Annotated in this window: 15 protein-coding genes and 1 pseudogene; 12 read left to right on the top strand and 4 right to left on the bottom strand. The window is 42.7% G+C overall.

Features of this window, described 5'->3' with window-relative positions; genetic code table 11:
* Positions 1-6 precede the first annotated feature (6 nt).
* The 7 genes from NDI44_RS24380 to NDI44_RS24350 all read left to right on the top strand — a co-directional run bounded on the left by NDI44_RS24380 (position 7) and on the right by NDI44_RS24350 (position 8880).
* Positions 7-1986: a tetratricopeptide repeat protein gene (locus NDI44_RS24380; protein ID WP_190414206.1), complete on the top strand. Its 1980-nt coding sequence runs from the start codon at positions 7-9 to the stop codon at positions 1984-1986.
* Positions 1987-3251: 1265 nt separating this feature from the next.
* The gene (locus tag NDI44_RS24375; RefSeq protein WP_190414202.1) at positions 3252-3545 is read left to right on the top strand and encodes a peptidoglycan-binding domain-containing protein; all 294 of its coding nucleotides are present in this window, start codon (positions 3252-3254) and stop codon (positions 3543-3545) included.
* 33 nt (positions 3546-3578) lie between these two features.
* The gene (locus NDI44_RS24370; RefSeq protein WP_190414200.1) at positions 3579-4196 is read left to right on the top strand and encodes a M15 family metallopeptidase; all 618 of its coding nucleotides are present in this window, start codon (positions 3579-3581) and stop codon (positions 4194-4196) included.
* Between the two features lie 117 nt (positions 4197-4313).
* On the top strand, positions 4314-5414 hold the full coding sequence (locus tag NDI44_RS24365; RefSeq protein ID WP_190414198.1) for a peptidoglycan recognition family protein: 1101 nt from the start codon (positions 4314-4316) through the stop codon (positions 5412-5414).
* 239 nt (positions 5415-5653) lie between these two features.
* On the top strand, positions 5654-6496 hold the full coding sequence (locus NDI44_RS24360; protein ID WP_190414196.1) for a hypothetical protein: 843 nt from the start codon (positions 5654-5656) through the stop codon (positions 6494-6496).
* Between the two features lie 261 nt (positions 6497-6757).
* Positions 6758-7315 carry an AAA family ATPase gene (locus NDI44_RS24355; protein WP_190414194.1) on the top strand — a complete coding sequence of 186 codons (558 nt, stop codon included), beginning with the start codon at positions 6758-6760 and terminating at the stop codon, positions 7313-7315.
* Positions 7316-7689: 374 nt separating this feature from the next.
* The gene (locus NDI44_RS24350) at positions 7690-8880 is read left to right on the top strand and encodes a leucine-rich repeat domain-containing protein (protein ID WP_339380732.1); all 1191 of its coding nucleotides are present in this window, start codon (positions 7690-7692) and stop codon (positions 8878-8880) included.
* Positions 8881-8910: 30 nt separating this feature from the next.
* Here NDI44_RS24350 and NDI44_RS24345 read toward each other — a convergent pair whose 3' ends face one another.
* Complete coding sequence (locus NDI44_RS24345; protein WP_190414253.1) at positions 8911-9471, bottom strand: recombinase family protein; 561 nt, start codon at positions 9469-9471, stop codon at positions 8911-8913.
* A 117-nt stretch (positions 9472-9588) separates the two neighbouring features.
* Positions 9589-9972, bottom strand: a complete 384-nt coding sequence (locus NDI44_RS24340; protein ID WP_339380733.1) for a transposase — start codon at positions 9970-9972, stop codon at positions 9589-9591.
* Between the two features lie 335 nt (positions 9973-10307).
* On the opposite strand from NDI44_RS24340, the gene NDI44_RS24335 reads away from it, so the two are divergent.
* Together NDI44_RS24335 and NDI44_RS24330 are read left to right on the top strand one after the other, a co-directional pair.
* The gene (locus tag NDI44_RS24335) at positions 10308-10877 is read left to right on the top strand and encodes a prepilin-type N-terminal cleavage/methylation domain-containing protein (RefSeq protein WP_190414190.1); all 570 of its coding nucleotides are present in this window, start codon (positions 10308-10310) and stop codon (positions 10875-10877) included.
* A 196-nt stretch (positions 10878-11073) separates the two neighbouring features.
* A pseudogene (locus tag NDI44_RS24330) lies at positions 11074-12358 on the top strand (IS701 family transposase).
* A 198-nt stretch (positions 12359-12556) separates the two neighbouring features.
* Here NDI44_RS24330 and NDI44_RS24325 read toward each other — a convergent pair.
* Complete coding sequence (locus NDI44_RS24325; RefSeq protein WP_190414188.1) at positions 12557-14311, bottom strand: protein kinase; 1755 nt, start codon at positions 14309-14311, stop codon at positions 12557-12559.
* A gap of 321 nt (positions 14312-14632) precedes the next feature.
* Complete coding sequence (locus tag NDI44_RS24320; RefSeq protein WP_190414186.1) at positions 14633-16294, bottom strand: NB-ARC domain-containing protein; 1662 nt, start codon at positions 16292-16294, stop codon at positions 14633-14635.
* 345 nt (positions 16295-16639) lie between these two features.
* Here NDI44_RS24320 and NDI44_RS24315 point away from each other — a divergent pair, with 345 nt between their 5' ends.
* The 3 genes from NDI44_RS24315 to NDI44_RS24305 form a co-directional block, all read left to right on the top strand.
* Positions 16640-16996 carry a hypothetical protein gene (locus tag NDI44_RS24315; protein WP_190414184.1) on the top strand — a complete coding sequence of 119 codons (357 nt, stop codon included), beginning with the start codon at positions 16640-16642 and terminating at the stop codon, positions 16994-16996.
* Positions 16997-17063: 67 nt separating this feature from the next.
* A complete protein-coding gene (locus NDI44_RS24310) occupies positions 17064-18083 on the top strand; it encodes a ricin-type beta-trefoil lectin domain protein (RefSeq protein ID WP_190414182.1) in 1020 nt (339 codons plus the stop codon).
* 102 nt (positions 18084-18185) lie between these two features.
* Positions 18186-18859, top strand: a 674-nt coding sequence (locus tag NDI44_RS24305) for an ATPase, T2SS/T4P/T4SS family (RefSeq protein WP_190414180.1), incomplete at its 3' end; no start/stop codon positions are given.

Here is an 18859-nt window from a genome sequence, read left to right as displayed (position 1 = left end):
ACGTTTATGGAATGGCAAAATAGCTTACCGACGCATTTCTCTAAGCAGAGAGGTCAAGTAATTCTACTAGAGGCAGAACCCGGTCAGTCCCGTCGCGATCGCATGCAGCAATGGCTAAAGGATATCCAATATAGTGGGGCTGCTACCTGGTTTTTATCATGCGACCGGGATGAGGGTGGTCTTTGGGCGGGAGTGAACGACCTGTTAAGCAATTTATTGCCACAAATACAACTCCACGCACCAGATATAATTACCAAGCATGATTATGAGTTGGTTCATGTTTTACCGACTTTGCGGCGAACGATATCAGTAAGGCATTTTGCTTTGACAGAGGCGGTTCCAGAAGAAGATCGGGTGCGGTACTATGCAGCTGACCGAGCTTTTAGGATTTTACACGGACTCATTGATCTCGTGGCAGCTTGGTATCAACGCTCCAATCACTCTGCCTGGGTAATTGTCTGTGATCGCTATGACCGTGCTGGTACTTTGGTGCGTCGCTTTTTTGTTGAACTGATGCGCCGTCGCGGTGAGCAGATGAATTTAACTCTATTGATCGCTACTGACATTGGAGCAAGTGAAACTGTGGCTCGTGAGTTTAATCTTAACTACCTGGGACACTGTGTAAAATTAAACGAGCTTCAAGAGCCAACTCCACCATTATGCAAACAGGAGATGGCACGGTTGGCTCAAGAACTTGAACAACAGGTGGGAGAAGATGAGATTGAGCTGGAAAAGCATCTGCCACCGTTGATCCGTTATTGGTTACTTAGCGACCAGCCACAGAAGGCTTTGACATATCAAATGAGGGCTTGTTCTATTTATACAAGACGAGGTTTTTACGAGGATGGTCTAGTTTATGGTGAGGCTGCCCTCGCCCAGATGGAGCAGGACTGCCCAGAAGACATCTTGAAGCACTCACAGCTTGTTGAGGAGATTTACCTTTGCTGTATCGCTCTCAACCATTCAGTGCGGGCTTTTCAGTTGTTGCAGGACGTGATGAAAAAGACGACCGATCCCTATTTTCTCTCTCGAAGCTGCTATATGATAGCCATGCTTTACACCCGCTATCTTCCAAACCGTGACTTGGCGAAGGCTGAAGCCTATCTGGAACAAGGTTTGAAAGAACTGGCTCAAGCCGATCTGCCGAAGCACACGAAACTTTTTCGGATAACCTTGAACCGGAATGGGTTAGCACTAATCCGGCAACGTCAAGGTAAGTCTCACGAAGCTATAGAACTCTGTCGGTCATCCTACGAACAACTTAATACTCACTTAGAGCCGGATCGGCATTGTCTACAGCGGTCAATCTTGCTATACAACATTGCCCAGGTTTATGCTGCCATTTGCTCGTATGACGAAGCGATTAGCTACTTCACAGGCGCAATTGCGATGGACCCCTATTACTCTGAGTATCACAATGAGCGTGGCAACCTGTTCTTTAAGATGGGTCGCTTAGACGATGCCCTAAATGACTACCTAAAGGCTATCGAGTTGAGTCCACCCTATCCAGAGGTGTGGACAAATTTGGGACAGTGTTATCGACTGATGGGTCAGATGGCGGAAGCGGTAGATGCCTATTCTACTTCTCTCAATGTAGACCCCAATCAGAGTTTAGCTCTGGTAGGTCGTGCTCAAGCATTGGAGTTATTAGAGCAGCCGGATGCGGCATTGCAGGATTATAGTGCAGCGCTGATCCTGAACCCCAACCAGCCTTTAATCCTGGCAAACCGTGCCATTCTGCATTATGATGCCGAACGGTATCGGGAAGCGTTGGCGGATTTGGATAGCGCGATCGCACTAGCGCCAGATACCCCCGATTTGTACCAGAACCGGGCAGTCGCTTTCACCGTTTTGGGACGATTAGAAGAAGCTGCACGGGATCTCCAGACTTATCTACAACTAAGTCCTCATACTGAGGATCGTTTTGAAGTGGAAAGTCAACTTTTGGCTCTCCAAGCGAACCTTGTTAATTTTACTAGCTGCTGAAGTTAGCCGACCAAATTAAGACGTTGAAGGGCATCTATTACCCTGCTCAAGTCGTTGCCAAGGACATAAATTATACCTTTTCATCATATTCTTGCAACACTGTAAGGGTGTATTCAACTACACTTCTACATCTAACAGATACCCTTCAATATCTTTAAAGGTTCTGCGTTAGTCCAGCAGTCAGCTTAGGTGACAGTACCAGCTTCAAAATTTATGGAATAGTGAAGCTTAAATATTTCGTCTCAAGTCTTACCTGAACTTTTCTTACCTTTTCTGTTCTAGCCTTACTCCAACTGCTTTTTTTGCTTAATTCGCTTCCATTAAACTCCTTAACTTATCCGTATCGACAGTTCTTAGCTTATAAGAGAACCTGTAGTAGATGATATGGGTTTAGTTAACCCTGTCGCCTGTAAAAGAAACCATCAACAAGTAGAGACTTCCACTATGGAGAAAAATAGGAATGCTTCGTCTCGATACATTTTGTATTTTATAGCAATGATGGGTATTTCGGTGGCAGGAATAGCCGGTATTCAGGCTGAGTCTTTATTAGTAGCCGAGTCCAGGGTTGGTAATGGTTACGTACCCGAACAAATAGATCCTTTGACTAATTCTGAGCTAATTGACCAGAAGTTCAAGCTGCTGCAACCGAAAGTAGCGCCCTCTGATTCTGTCTCAAAGCTGTATGTCTTGAAAGAAGTTGCGTCACGCGGATTTACGTTCCCGTACTGTTGCTAAGTAAGAGTATGTATTTTGCTGAATTTTCAGAAGACAATTTTCTACGTTGAACCAGGCAACTCTCAATAATTTATTGACTGTAAATCGGGAAAATTTATAGCCTCTTGCACGTTAAAGCCCCTCCAAATTGAGGGTAAAATCCCATGAAACTGATGTCTTTTTATACCCATTTCTCTAATTTACCTTGGATTCAGCCAAAGTTGAGCGCAAAGCAGCACCAAACGGCTCTTAGGGATATGAAAACAGAACTAATACAGTCAGAGCATATTCGCTCTCATCAAATAGCTGTAACTGAATCTATCCATCGTACCCAACAAAGATATTACCTAGAGCGACGGAACTTTTTGTAGCAAGCCTACATTGAATGCGAAAGCCTGAAAGATGCGATCGCGCTTAACTGCTTTTCCCAAAGATGCAGCTCATACACTCACGCTGACAGTAGACCACCAGTCTAGGACGAAAGGAAGCGATCGCGCTGCCTTGAACCTAACCACTTGAAAACTTGTACTCATTTTTTGGAGGAATCACCCATGCAGGATTTGTCAGTCGAGTCATCAGGTTCAAATATCGAGATTTTGTTCATAGGGTCATTAGGTTCAGAGGTTAAGAAGCTTCAAGAGAAATTACAAGAACTGGAACTTTATCTCGGACCTATAGATAGTCTTTTTGGTCAGGGCGTTGAAATGGCAGTTAAGGAGTTCCAAGAAAGTCAAGGATTGGCCGCCGATGGTATTGCTGGGATCTCAACCCTGGTTGCGTTGGGCTTAATTACCGTAGAGCCTGAATCTGACTCTGAATTCACATCCCAAAAGCAAAAACAATGAAAGTTTTGAAAACACTACATGGGAGCTAACTTCATGTTAATTAAAGAAATTTACCTTGGTTCTTGCCCTTCAGGCTCAATACTAAAGGGACTCAACGAACAACTAATTCAACAACTGAATGTCATTGCCCCCGGCAAACTTGTCAGTATTAAGGATTTGAGCGATGAAGGTTTGATAAAGCTTGGTTCATCTGCCAATCCCTTTGTTGGTGGACCGACAGCTAAAGCAAGACTGAAGAAAGCCATAGAGACTCGCGGCGAGACACTCGTTGTGAACTCAGCTTATCGAACCGTTGCTCACCAGTTCCTTTTGTGGCGGATGTTTCACTTCGGTCCCCCTAGCAGATGTGGTATAGCAGCAGTTGCCAAGCCGGGTACTAGCAACCATGAGAGCGGTCTAGCGTTAGATATTCAAAATCCTTTTCGCTGGAGACTTTCCTTGCAAACATTCGGTTGGAAGCACCTTGGGGAATTTGATCCACCACACTATGACTTTGTTGGCGGTACGGATCTTCGCAAGCTTGGTGTCAAGGCTTTCCAGAGCCTGTGGAACCAGCACAATCCCCACGACAAACTCGAAGAACCACTGGATGGTTTATTTGGACCTGAAACCCAAAAAAGGCTTGAAAAAACGCCTATAGATGGCTTCTAGCTCTTGAGGAGTCAGAATTCAGGATCTTCTGCTCTCCCCGGAAACGGGAAATAGATTTTCATGCTTATTTTACTGGGTGCATCTCTAACGTAAATATCACTTTAAGGTTTTTTAACCATGATTGGAATTACCAGCATCCCCAAGGAAATCAAAATTGGAGAGTCCTTTTTAATTGATGGAAAAGCTGATTCAGCTCAGGCAGGTAAAACTGTAAATCTAGTCGTAGATGACAAGTTTAAAGCAGCGGGTACTGTTATACAACCAGATGGTTCTTGGCAGATTGAGTTTCAATTTTTGGAGTCTGGTACTCGTCGCCTAGAGTTTTCCCTCGACGAGGAAAGTGTGGACTCAGTAATTCTGGTTATTCCTGCCAAGGAAAAGCGTGTAGACTCGACTCGGCTTAGTATCACAAAGCCCACGGAAGAAATTAAAACAGAAAAAGTCTTCACTTTGAGCGGTAAAGCCGAGGGCTACGATGACGGTGAGGAGCTTGTACTTATAGCTGATAACACCTTTGAACTTGCACGTCCTAAGGTTAATGGTGGCACATGGCAGGCTCCAGTGTTGTTTCATAAATCTGGTAAGCGACTTGTTGAAATAAAAGGGTCTGAGCAAAACATTGCCAAACTTGAACTGGATGTGAAGCCAGCAAGTGTGGATCTTACAATCGTCTCTCGCAGTGCTTGGTTTAGCCAAGGAACTCCATCAAATGTTGCTGACCTACTGCGAGCTAAACACATTACCATCCACCACACAGAAATGAGGGCTATATCTGCTAGCGCTACCCAGTCTCAGGAGGCAGAACAGATGCGCGAAATTCGGCGGGGTCATATAGCAAGGGACTTTAGTGACATTGGTTATCACTACGTCATTATGCCCAGCGGTCGAGTTTACGTAGGTCGTTCTGAACGTAAGCGGGGAGCGCACGACATGATTAATGACGGCTTAGGTATTGCTTTCCACGGCTCTTTTATCAGCCAGGAAATTACCGACGTGCAGTTTAATTCAGCTGTGGCTCTGTGTACATTGCTTTGTAAGCGTCACGGAATCAACGATGTTGTGACACCTGTACCTACTCCAACACATCATCGTGGCACACAACCTTTACCTCGCATCTGCGGTCATCGAGATCGGGTTCCAACTGACTGTCCGGGGGCAAAAGAGGGTAAAACAGTGCGTCTAGCAAAGATTCGTCAAGAAGTTCAAAGCAGGCTCTGATTGCTTCTAGAAATTTTCTCCAAGTAATTTCATGCAACTCACAAGTCAGGTTAATCAGGTTGTGATACCTGACTTGTGAAATGCTCTAGAAAACTAGAAATTGGTGATGCCTAGTTGCTGGAATCTATTACTAGACACTCCAGTTTTGGCAAATGTGATCGCCTCCCCCTAACTTTGGGAACTGGCAAGAGCGATCGCATCCCTTGCAAAAACTTTCTCGGATTTCAGGAGTTTATAAAATGACACAAGAAAATAATTTAGAAATTCCCAGGGAAGAAAAAACCTCAAATCCCCAAAATCGGATAATCATTACCCCGGCAAAAGAAAGTATGTTTCGCCAATTTTTCGGGAAAACATTTAAGGGAAAATCGAATCAACAACCAACTCTCTTGGGACATTTCTTGATTTCAAGTGGCTTGTTAGCCCTAATTGGAGCTGGTTACTTTTCACTAAACTGGTATGGAGGCAAACAAGCGAAGGAGTGGCTGGGTCCTCAAGCAGAATTTACCGCGGTTGGTGAAACTTTAAATGCTACACCAACTGAAAAAGTGAGATTAGCCGAACAACTCAATCAACTTGAGTTACGTATTAATCGATACTCGGCTATGATGGTCTTTTTCTACAAGCACTACTACATATCAATTTCTCTGACATCGGCTTCAGCTTTAGTGGCGGGAATTTGTTTGTTTTTTATCAGTAAAAAGGGATGGGAGGATGCAAATAATGCTTTAATTAATGTCTTCATTATCACGTCTGGTGCTGTAATATTTTTTGGAGATTTACCGGGAATATTTAGACACAATGATAATAGTGCAGCAAGTCGTGATTCATATCTCCAACATATCTCTCTCAGAAATCAAGTACGCAGCTACTTAGCTACTGGTGCAACTGTCGGTGAAGATCCAGAAAAACCGAATGAGTTTAGCCGCCCAGAAACTAGTCGGTTTATTCTTTATGTTGACCAAAAACTGTCTGAATTACATAAAATACCCCTTGGCTTTGATCCCACGGGAATCAAGGATATACAAGAAAAGTCAAGATTAGGTATTCCTGAAAAAACTCTACTTCCAACTGAACAGTAAAACTGGTGCATTTTAAGTGTGCGATCGCTTACCCTAACTAACTTCTTACCCACTCGCGGAACGACCGCCAATTGGAGCATCAAAATTTCTTTTAGGCTTGGCAATAGGCGATCGCTACCTCAGCATTCTGCCAGCGCAAACGCTTGAAGCAAACTGGTACTTTTGATTTCGTGTTCAGGAAAAACTGAGCGATTGTAATCCTAAGTTTTCTGAGATGGCAGGAGAATTGAATGCTGTAGGCTAAAAGTGTGGAGGTGCCAAGTGACTAAAATAATTTCAAGTTTTAACCAGGCAGGTGGAGTAGCCAAAACAACCCTAACTCATAACATCGGCTTTCATTTAGCCGATAGAGGGAATCGGGTACTGCTGGTTGACCTTGACCCTCAAGCCTCCCTAACAATGTTTATGGGTTTGGAACCAGCAGAACGAGACAAAACCATTCATAGCGCCTTATCTAAAGATGAACCGTTGCCAATAGAAGAGGGGTTAGAGGGAGGTTTAGACTTAACACCAAGTAATATCCTATTAGCTGACTGCGAGCAGGAACTGATGTTCGCTCTTCAGCGAGAACTCAAACTCAAACAGGTGTTAGCTCCAGTCAGAAAGAAATATGATTTTATCTTGATTGATTGCCCACCCAGTTTGGGGCTGCTAAGCCTAATTGCCCTGGTTGCTTCAACACACGTCTTAGTTCCAATCGAAACCCAGTACAAAGCTTTTAAAGGCACAGACAGCTTTCTCAAGACGATTAGTAAAGTCCAAAAACTGGGTAGTGGTAAACAGGTAGTGATATTCAATGCTCAAATCCTTGTACAGTAGGGGGTGAAAGTGGATTTATCACTACTTCTATACCACTACCACTACCGGATTTTTTAAGGTTAAAGCTTTCTATGACAATGTTTTGCAGAGTTCGTCACAGTTGTGTCTGTCAGTTAACCCCCAGCAGTTTAAACTTCACCCGTATCGGATATGCGACGCTTCTTTTGCGAGACGCGCTCAACAAGAGTCAGCCGAGATGCAGCAATTTTTAGCTGAAGAGAGTTGTAATCATAAGATTTTTTAGAGAAGCGATCGCGTAAAGACGTAGCTAGAATTAAGCCGGGGATCGGTGTATAGAGACACAAATTGCTGAAGTATTGGCGCAGCTTCAGTTATATGCGACCCAATTGAGCCTACCCAACGCCGCTCAGGCTATGGATGAAACTATGTCGCAGATGGAAGAAGTTCGACAGCTAATTCTAAATTCCGTAGATGAAACAGAACTTTGTCTGATATACAAACAGCTCACATCTCTGCCATCAGAGATAGGGCAACTGCATTCCTTGACGAATCTCGATCTGTGGAACAACCAACTGGCATCCCTACCAGCAGAAATTTGCCAACTGCATTCTTTGACACATCTCCATCTGAGCTACAACCAACTGACATCCCTGCCAGCAGAAATTGGGCAATTGCATTCTTTGACATATCTCAATCTGGAAAACAACCAGCTTGCATCCCTACCAGCAGAAATTTGCCAACTGCATTCTTTGACACATCTCCATCTGAGCTACAACCAACTGACATCCCTGCCAGCAGAAATTGGGCAACTGTATTCTTTGACATATCTCTATCTGAACGGCAATCAGCTCACATCTCTACCAGTAGAAATTGGGCAATTGCATTCCTCCTTGACATATCTAAATTTGAATCGCAACCAGTTCGCATCTCTACCAGCAGAAATTGGGCAATTGCATTCCTTGAGAGAGCTAGATTTGAGTGACAACCAGTTCGCATCCCTACCAGCAGAAACTTGCCAACTGCATTCCTTGAGAAATCTCTTTCTGAATTTTAACCAGTTCGCATCCCTACCAGCAGAAATCGGGCGACTGCATTCCTTGACATATCTCGATCTGAGTGGCAACCAGTTCGCATCCCTACCAGCAGAAATCGGGCAACTGCATTCCTTGACAAATCTCGATTTGAGTGACAATTTCATTCAAGATTTATCGCTGTTAGCCAACCATCCCAATCCAGAACTGACGGTTTATTGTTTTCATGTTAAGCTTCCTCGTCGCTATTGGACGCACCTGAGCCAGTGGCAAGCCGAATGGCTGCTGACAGAACCCAATGCGGAAGTCCGGCGAGTGTTGATTCAGCAGATTGGCTGCGATCGCATTTGTCAGGAGTTGGCAACGCAAACAATCGATACCTGGCGCGAATATACCCTGCTCAAAATTGATGCAGACGTTGATGTCGAACCCATCCATCTGCTGAAAATGACCTGTCCCAGCACGAACCACCTTCACGTCCTGCGCGTTCCACCCACCCTCACCTCTGCTAGAGAGGCGATTCGCTGGGTAAACTGGGACGTTGACCCGGAAGCGTTTGCTGTAGAAACTTAGCTAGAGCTGTAGCAATTTTGTTTATCTAATCTACCTTCCCTTGAGATTCATTCGACGCCTATAATATGTGGCTTTCGAGATGCCGAGGGAGCGACAAATTTCTTCAATTGTTTCGGGGCTGTCATCAGCTAACTTGATCGCGGTGAGAATTTTCTTGTCAGAGTGTTTTTCTTTCCTGCCACCTTTCCGACCCCTAGCTCTGGCAGCGGCGAGTCCGGCATGGCTACGTTCTCGGATAATCTGTCTTTCAAATTCAGCGATCGCGCCAAAGATGCTAAAGACTAACTTGCCGCCGCTCGTGGTCGTGTCAATTGCTTCGGTCAGGCTGACAAACCCAATCCCTCTAGAGCTAAAGTCTTCAACCAGTGTCAGCAAATGTTTGAGAGAACGCCCCAGTCGATCCAGCCGCCAGACAACCAAAGTATCGCTCTTGCGGAGCTGGTCGAGACATTGATCTAACCCTGGTCTAGATTCCTTCGCACCGGAAACAGTATCGCTAAAAATCTTTTCGCATCCAGCTTTTTTTAAGGCATCCTTTTGTAAATTCAATGTTTGGTCGTTGGATGAAACTCTGCAATACTCAATAATCATTAAAAATGTTTCATAACTCATTTATTAATTGTCTCACGAGACATAGATAAAAAGACGAGTTATGAGACACGGTAAAACCCAATTTGAGGCGCGTTGTCTTAACTCCAGAAACTTGTCTTATAAACGGTCGTTTTTCGTTGCACCATCGATGGCTTTCTCATAAAATCGATAGTCAAGTGGGATGTGACGGTCTCCTTCTGTCCATAGCAGCGTTATCAGATTGATACCTTGGACCACCCATCCATGCTTACCTGACCAGTTCCGTGTGACCAGTTCCATCTTCTCGGCATAGAACTTGTCGAGCGTTGAGTCATCAACTACAAGAATTCCCGTGTCTAAGCTCACTTGCGGTTGCGCTTCCTGCCACAGATGGCTAGTTGAGGGTTTTAGGCGATGCAGTAAGCGGGTAATGGCATCATGAGCAGGCACACGGGGCACACGGTCGGAAGCTGGCTGCACTCGCTCTGCTTCGGTACAACTGTATGCCTTCTGAGTGGCTATCAGAAAGTTGATGTAATCAGACTCGCTGACCTTGGCTGGATTCAGATTTCTCTTTTACCGTACCCACCCTTTTTTCTCAACTGCGTAACTCCTGGAAGGTATTGGCATAAACTTTTGTAAAAAAGCAGGTATATTGTGAAAAAGTTCCTAATTAAGACTGATAACCAAGTAGAGGCGAATGAGTTTTATTAGGTAAGCGTCAAAATGACAACCAAGGGATATAAATCCTTATCTCGCCTACTTTTGCTTGATGAGGCTACAAGCCTTTCTAAAACCATAAAGCTCATAAGCCTACCGAAGTACCTTACTTACATTTTGCAGATGTTATCATCATCATGCTTCAACCACTAAATCGAATTAAGAGCAGATTAAAACACACACAGCGTTCTGCGAAGAAAGATAGTGAGCAAGGTTTTACCTTGATTGAACTTTTGGTTGCTCTTTGCCTAGCGGGAATCCTCTCTGCTATAGCCATACCTACTTACTTCACTATCGTAAAGAAAGCATTTTGTATGGATTCGTCAGGTTTATGCTGGCCTGAACCTAAGAAACCAGGATCTTGCTGGGTAACATCAATGGACTGCTTTTTTCCTCGTCTAGGTCGTCGCCCCGGCAACGTTTACAGACAGCCTGAAAGTTTCAAAAGAGTAGATGGTTTCTACGTTAATTTGACCAATCCTAATTCTAGCGCAACGGTTTATTATAAAGCATATCTCTGTTCTACTGGCGCACTTGCAATAGAGGATAAAAAACTTATTGTTAGTAGCTTTACAGATATGGACTATCTAGACAATAAAATAAACTATATAAAGTTTTCCGATAGCGTTTGTGGATTTGAGTTTTTTCTAATTAATAAGTCTAGATATGATGGCAATAGAATCGAATTTGTTATGAATTTTAGATGAGCATAAACAATACTAAATATAGTTTTAAAACTTTTAAACTAACACAAATAACTGCGTTTTTTTCATTAGATATTTCTGAGGAAGGAAAAAAACTAGCGGTACTTAAACGAAGGGCAAAAAGTAATAAGAGTATAATAGTTGCACAGCAAACATTTCACTTTGAAGTTTAAGGGATGAAAAAGACAGCTCATCCACCATGTCCCCTTGCTTCGATAGATGGTGTAAACGCTGTGATGATATGTTCAGCCAACAAGCTCAAAAAAGGGAGTTTAGAAACTATATAGGAGGACTATTACGGGAAAAACAAACGAAAAAAACTATCTCAAATGGCGGATAACGCTGTAGGACTGACGTACCACAGATTGCACCTTTGGTATACCATTCGGAGGTTCCCTCCGAGGCGGCGCATTTGCTTTTTGACAGAAACCTTGGGGATACCCAATCGATGAATGAGCGTCACTTGTAGTGATGAATCAGTCTTTTCTCTCCTAAAATCAGTCTGGAATTTACCCTAATTGTTGATGACTTAGGGCATAGGAAGAGTAGCAATTTCACAGCGGGAGTAGAACGGCAGTACATTGGAGAAATCGGGAAAAGGCATAACGGGATAGTGGTAGTAACCACTCATCTTTATTGATGGCTCAAAAAGCTTGCTATTAGATATAGAGTTATATCAATATGCCAGTTCTCTACCTAAAGAAAAAAATTACACAATTCAAAAGAAAGCCAGAATTATCTTTAGATTTAATTGACTGAAGTAAAGAGCGAGGATATCGACCTGGGATTGTGCTGATTGATGCTGGCGCGAGGAAATAACACAACTTTTTTGCTGGAACTGGAAAAAAGGAAACTAAAGTATTTAGGAGAACTGGCTAAAAATCGCCCCGTAATAATTGAGCATGAGGGAAGAAGCTAAGATGAAATTTGGTTAGACCATTTAGCTAAATTATTGCCTAGTGAAGCTTTTACCCCGATCCAACTCAAGAATAGGAAAATCAGAACTGTGTGGGTGGCAACAATCGATGTCGCACTATCACGACTGGAAGGGAAAAGAAGAATGGCTATCGTCATGAATGCCTCAACCCTAAAGCAAAAAGCGTGATATTGATTATTTTATTACTAATGTTGATATCTCAACAGCCACAGCCAAGGGAATAGTAAAAACCTGTTTTTGACGGACTCGCGTAAAAGTTTTGTATCGGAAAGCGAAGGGATAATTGGGGCTTCATGAATATAAAGTTAGAGACTCTCCGCAGCCAGATGAAGCACTTCCTTATTGTATAAAGTTGCTTATAGTTCCATCTTGTAGCACAGCTTAAACGGTGGGTTAAGATGCAGGTGGGCAAATAAACCTTTGAATATTTTATTAAAGCCTTAGAGGCAGTTTGTACAACGATGTCTTACAGTTCATTGAGTGCTTGAACTCCAATAAGAGTATGTTTATCGCTTATAGAACGAGTTTAGGCTTTATTTCGGCTTGAGATTTGTTTAATTCCCATCAGCTTATAGCAATTAATTCGGCTATATATTTTAGTTAATTTTCCTAATTTATCCCTTTAGAAAATTTGTACATTTTGTTTCCCGCTGGGTAGTTTAGTACAAGCCTTGGGTTCAATGTTTTCATGTTCCATATCGCTGTAATGCTAGAGATAGCAATCTTTTAGAACCTCAGCAGAGCATTAAGGCGTGATTTCCTCCCATAAAAAATTGATTGAGGCATGACCCTCGCGTTCATAGTAGAGGAAGTATAAATCATACGTACCAGTATGGGGTACTTCAAAAGGGAACACATTGGGTTTATCTGACTGCCACTCATTCTGTGTGATGTCAACCCACTGGTTTGTTTGTGGGTAATGAGCCTGAAGCTGGAGTCCATCATCAGCTCGGTTTAGCACTGCGCGGTATTTCTTACCTGCCTTAAAATAGGCTTTGGTGTAGCCACGTATTGCAAAGAAATCAGTAGCAAGGTGTTCATGCCCCTTGGTAGAACCGGCTTTCCAATCTTGTTGGATGCCTTTTTTGCTGTCGCTACGTTGGTTAGAGCCAAGATTTAAAACACCAATTTTATTAACATCTTGTTTATAAAAATCCTTTGGTGGTTTATCCTCTAAAAACTCATTTTGATTCCAAAAATAAAAAGTTGCTTTCCATTCATTAAAGAGATTTAGACTTTCTTCTAATACTTTGTGTTCCTTAATTTCAACGTGGAACTTAGAATCACCAGTTCTCTCACAATATTCAACTGTAATCTGGTATTCTTTACCTTCCGAGCGAAAGTAGTTGGCGTGATAATGATTCTCTGGCTCTTTACACCCTTGTTCGTTTGTAAACTGATTAATTACAATTTGTTCACCAATTTTCACTCTTATTCCATCATCAGCTTTAACTTTAATCAAATGGAGACCCGGTGCTAAATAACATTTAGATGTTGTTATTCGAGCTGAGAAATTATCTTTATGTGTCTTCGAAGGCGACTTAAACCCCCACTGTTCATTGATAGATTGATCACAGCGTCCTAAATTTATTGGTGGAGAAACAGGCGTACCTTCTGCCATAGGATTATTAAAATATTCAATTTTCCAGTGGTTAGGTGGAATTGGATGCAAAACAGATTGTATCCATCTCCAAGCAGTTCCACGGTTTGGTGCTAAGGTTGATATTAACGCTAAAAGCGATAGGAGAAGTAGTTTGTAAATCCATTGAAGAATACGGTGGTGAGCGCGCTCACTTTGATCACCAAACACTTGCCCAATTGGTGGAAGTTTTGCTAAGCGCTGCAAGATGTTTTGTGCGCTTTGAGGTCGCCTTTCTGGCAAGGGAGCCATCATGTCATCAATCAACTGTTTCAACTGTGGCGAGATTTTCGGCGCACTGTCTTGCCAAATCAACTGACCCGTTTGAGGATCTTGAAAATCAATAGGTGGCCTGCCTGTCAGTAAATGGACAAAGGTACGTCCTAAAGCATAGAAATCGGATGGCGGAACAGCTGGGCGACCTTGAGCTTGCTCTGGTGCCATGTATTCCGGTGTGCCCACCCTTGTCAGCCCTCGCCCCTCAACTCTGACTATGCCAAAGTCAATCAACACCAATTGCCCATGCCTGAGCATGATGTTGGAGGGTTTAATATCCCTATGCACAAGATTTAGGTTATGCACCTGCTCCAAAGTCGCTACAATTTGTCGCAGCCAGTCCCGTGCCCTCTCCTCAGGGATCGGTTGATTTCCGCGACAGATCAGCCACTGATCTAAGTCCTGTCCCTCGCTGAACTCCATTACCAAGCATTGTAATGTCCGGCGGGGCTTGGCGATCTCAATGGAGAAATATCCATCTGGCTCTACTTGGGGAATCCCCCCATACTTCTGAAGACTCAGAGCAATCAAGACCCGTGCTTCTTCTGTCAGTAGACGGCCCCATTCAGGATTAGTGGATTTCAAAACCTTCAGGACTTTTCGCCTTAGCGGATCATCTAATTCACAGTGGCAATCTTCTACTTCAAATATGTCCGTAGGATATATTTGGCTCAGTTCGCGTAGCGGTCGAACTAGCCGATACCGATCCTGGATTTGTAATGGAGTACCACAGTTTTGGCAATCCAATCGTTCATCAGGGTTTTGGCGCTCCCCCGGGCATCCAGGGTTGATGCAGTATGTCATAATCAATCACAGCACCCAAAGATGGGAATCACGTTACAGCTACGGCTTTAAGCTTAGCAACTGTGTGATAATTAATGCCAAGATTAAGAAATTTAAGTAAAATTACGGCTTGTTTAAATTCGATTCAATTTCTACAAGTAGATTTTCCAAATTTTTCTCCGCATATCCAAGTTCTCTGCTAGATTTTTCTCTCAAATTGGACAGAACTTCATTTATTTTCTGACAAATAGCTAAACCTTTATAGTTTCTTAAAAGCTGAAGTTTTACCGTATTAATAATGTTGTTTTTTGGTTCTTTAGTAAAATCATATTTTATAACAAAATTCGTTGTTTCAATGCTTTTATTTTGCATCAATTGACGTATATCTTGAAAAAACTCTGCTATTAATTGCTTTTGAATATAATTCATTACCACTGTTTGTAGCGTAAAAAAGACTTCATGTACCTCAGCTTTTTCAATTAAGGAACGCCTTTTCAAGGATTCAATCGCTGCTACTAGGTTAGAGAGTGATACGGGTGAGAAAATATTCTGTTGCAATTGTATTAGTGAGATTGGCTTACACTCACTTGCTAGCGTATATATTATTTCTTTTTCTAATTCTGTTAAGCGATAAAACTGCTGCTCCAATAATTCACTTAAATCATTATTAAAAAATATAGAATTCTGCCTTAAGAATTCCGAAACTCTACCTAAGAAAAATTCTTTTATAGTCGTAGAAACTAGCTCTAATGCTAATGGATTATTTCCGTAGCGTTTAATCAACCCTCCCCATTGATCTGGTTCGGCTAAATCTTTCGCTTTTAAGATTTCCTTTGCGGCTTCTTCCTGCAAACCTTTGAGCAGTAAAGAACGAATAGGTAGCTTCTCCCGCACTAATCGTTCAATTTCTACTGGTTGCTCCCAACCGATCAATACCAAGCAACTCTGATGATTCGTTTCTCCCACTCGTGTAAGTAGTTCACCATACTCCTCATATTCCTTGCGATACCGCCCCGCCCGTTCGCCCTCTTGCAAAATGAACTCCGCGCTATCCAGTATTAGCAGACACCGATGTTTTTGTAAACACTCAATCAGTCCCAAGACTCTACCACTTACTTTTTCTGGTAAATCAGCCTCAGTTTTTTGCTGGTGGGAGAGAAATTGGATCGAGTCAGGCAAAATCTCATTAACCGATGGAGCGTATTTGAGGGATCGCCAGATAAGGTACTCAAACTCATCCTGAATCTTATCAGCTAGCTTTCGTGCCAATGAACTTTTACCAATTCCCCCCATGCCTGAGATTGCTACCAGTCGGCAGCGATCTTTGACTATCCATTGCACTAAAGTAGTCAGTTCATCTTTGCGCCCAAAAAAAACAGATATATCAGGCGCTTCTCCCCAAATTTTGCTTGGGTTAGCAACTTGACGTTTGCGCCCTACAAAAATAGGGTCTAGGGGTGACTGCTGAAGCATATCAGCAACTGAAATTTCAGAGCTTGAGATTTCTCCACGCTCCTCTGCTCTCCATGCCTGCTCCAGCCTTTCCTTAAAACTGTCTTTATTAACTGGTTGCGCTAACGCATTTGAGATTAGCTTCCACATCTTTGAGCCAACTTCTTTGGCATGACTCAGATTACACGGGCAAGATTCGGCAATTTTCTCGTAGGGCTGGCCTTGCCACGCCCCTCGCAGTATACCTCTTTGCAACTTGCTGTTTATTAAGTGTTTTCCAGTCTTTGCAAAGACAAATGCGTCGACACGGTCTAATTCGGTTTCAATATTCATACCTTAGATAGAGGTGAGGTTTTCTTTTTTCGTTTATCTAGGCTTCTCATCTTTTCCCGACTAACCCAGCTAAACCCGTCTTTTTCCGGCCAATTTAGGCGTTAAGCTCCCGACTCTAACCGGACTGACAAACTTTTCTCTCAGAAAGACAATAAAAAGCATGAGTTAAGTCAACCTTGTAGGTCATTGCTTAGAGCTTAGCGACTTTCAACTTTTCAGACAGCAGAACTAATCTTTTTTCTTAGCATCAAGAGCTGACAACTGTACAGTCCAGCAGCATAGCTGGACTCAGGTTGCTGTGGTTTTGATGGTTGATAAATCACTCAATTATAAAGGAAACCTGCCATGTACCAAAACCGAAAGCATGAAAAAAAATATTTTTTTTTCATGACTTCATGTTCATTAGTCTTCTGCAAACTGTTCCTTTTCTCTGTTTTGATATCAAAAGCGCAAGCAGGCGGTTACGACGAACCAATCCCATCAAGTATTCCACACTCAATCCCAACACCCAATAGCCAGTTACCTGTTCTCTCGGTTTTAAATTGGGACAAATGGGAAACTCCCTACTGGTTAAATAAAAGCATTTGTCGAGAAAGTACAGGAAACATTGTTTGCTTACCTGCTCAAATAGCTTTGCAATTTGGCTGGAAAATTCCATCTTCAAGTAAATCGCTCAATCCTCAAAGTAATTCCCATTTATAAAGGGAATAAAACTTCACTAATTTTCGCATTTTCACACAAAGAATAAATGTAAAGGAGTCACTGAATCATGTTGAATAGATTTTGGCTAAAATTTGCAGTAGGAGCCGCGGCTGTTTCATCTTTAGTTATCAGTGCATCAGCAGCACAAGCTATAGAAATCTTTTCTATAGATAACGTAGCTCTAAACACAAATACGAATTTCAGACGTATTAACGGTCAGCCTAGGATGGCAATCTGGGAACGAAATCCTAATGATAATGATCCCGATCAGCAATTTGATATATTCCAAGGGAATAAAGGCGGTTCTCTTTTGAAACATGGTTCTACGGGGATGTGTTTAAATGCCTACAACCCGGCGAATGGCTCAGAAATAAATGTTTGGAACTGCAATGCTGACGATCCCGATCAAAACTGGGATTTAATTGATGTTGGTGATGGTCGGAAGTTGATTAAAAGAACTGGTACACCTCTCTGTGTAGATACCCCAACACGAGACAATGGCGGCAAAGTTCATTTATGGACTTGCGATAGTAATAATCCCAATCAACGGTGGCGAAGCAGCGCAGCGACATCTCCTCCAGGAAGTAATCCAATCCTTATACAGCAAGGAGTTCAGTATTTCAAAGATCGTCCTCAATTTTATGGAACACAGGGAAATGGCTATGCCTATTATGGCTATGGTTCTTCACTTTTAGGTACTAACCATTTTGGTATAGAAGGTAACTGTGTCTGGTACGCTTATGGTCGTCTAAAAGAGTTAGGTTTTAACCCGGGTGACATCATGTCTGGGTTTCCTAATGCCAACCAGTGGGGTTCCGTTTTACGTAATGGAGCCAGAAATTTAGGTTCTGGAGAAACACCTCAATTTGGTGATGTTGCTCAATGGTATCTCAATGGTCGAAACCATGTTGCTGTAGTTGAGAAAGTTGAAGGAGGGTACGTTTATCTTTCAGAATCACATTGGGGAGAAGATTTTGATGGTGATTTAGATAATGATGGGATTTCTGCTGGGGATGGTACATTGCATCGAACTATCAAGTATTCAGTAACTAATCCTCAGCGTTATATCCGCTTAATGAAGCCCTAGAACCTAAACTCCTACGCTTCCTACAGTGAGCGTAGGAGTTTAATTTTCCAACTGGATAGCGTCTATTTTTCGCCCTAATTTTATCTTTTACCAAATAGTTTTATGCAAAGCCTTGAGACAATTTTATCCCCCTGGCAACGGCTTAAAAAGCGAAATATCATCTGTGAAGATGCTATTAGACTATTGGTAGATGAGAAAGGGAATCTACATTTAGAATTGCTTGATTCAGAAGTGAGCGAGCGTTTCTTCCGTCAGGTTCGCAACTTCGATAGGTTGCCTCCTATCATTCCGCTCTTACTGTGGAGCAACTGCTACTACTTGGGTAGTCCAATGGCTCTAAAAGAAGAGGATGTTCAGAAGCTGAACGCTCGTACCCTCACCGATATCAAGATTATTCCGATTACAGAGAAAAGCTATCGCGCTTGGTATGTCACCCAAACTTTCAACGCTAACAGCATCAGCGCCACGTCTCTAATCAATCCCCTCACTGGAGAAGCCGAACCAGAAAATATTACTGAAACTACAGAACTCTGTCTTTCTAAAGCAGCTGACCAAATCGGGCGAGTAAAAACTATTATTTCTGGTGCCTTACGCAACCGAGCTAGTGACATCCATTTAGAACCAATGCCAGAAGGCTTGCGAGTCCGCTATCGCATTGATGGTGTTCTGCGGAACATCACCACTCTACCGCTAGATGTAAGTCGAAAAGTAGTAGTTACTCTAAAAGTCATGTCCGAGATAGATATAGCTGAAAGCCGCCGCCCCCAAGATGGACG

The sequence above is a fragment of the Trichocoleus sp. DQ-A3 genome (assembly GCF_039961975.1).
GTDB lineage: Bacteria > Cyanobacteriota > Cyanobacteriia > Cyanobacteriales > FACHB-T130 > FACHB-T130.
The sequence above is the reverse complement of the archived record's forward strand: the minus strand, read 5'-3'. Positions and strand labels throughout refer to the sequence as shown.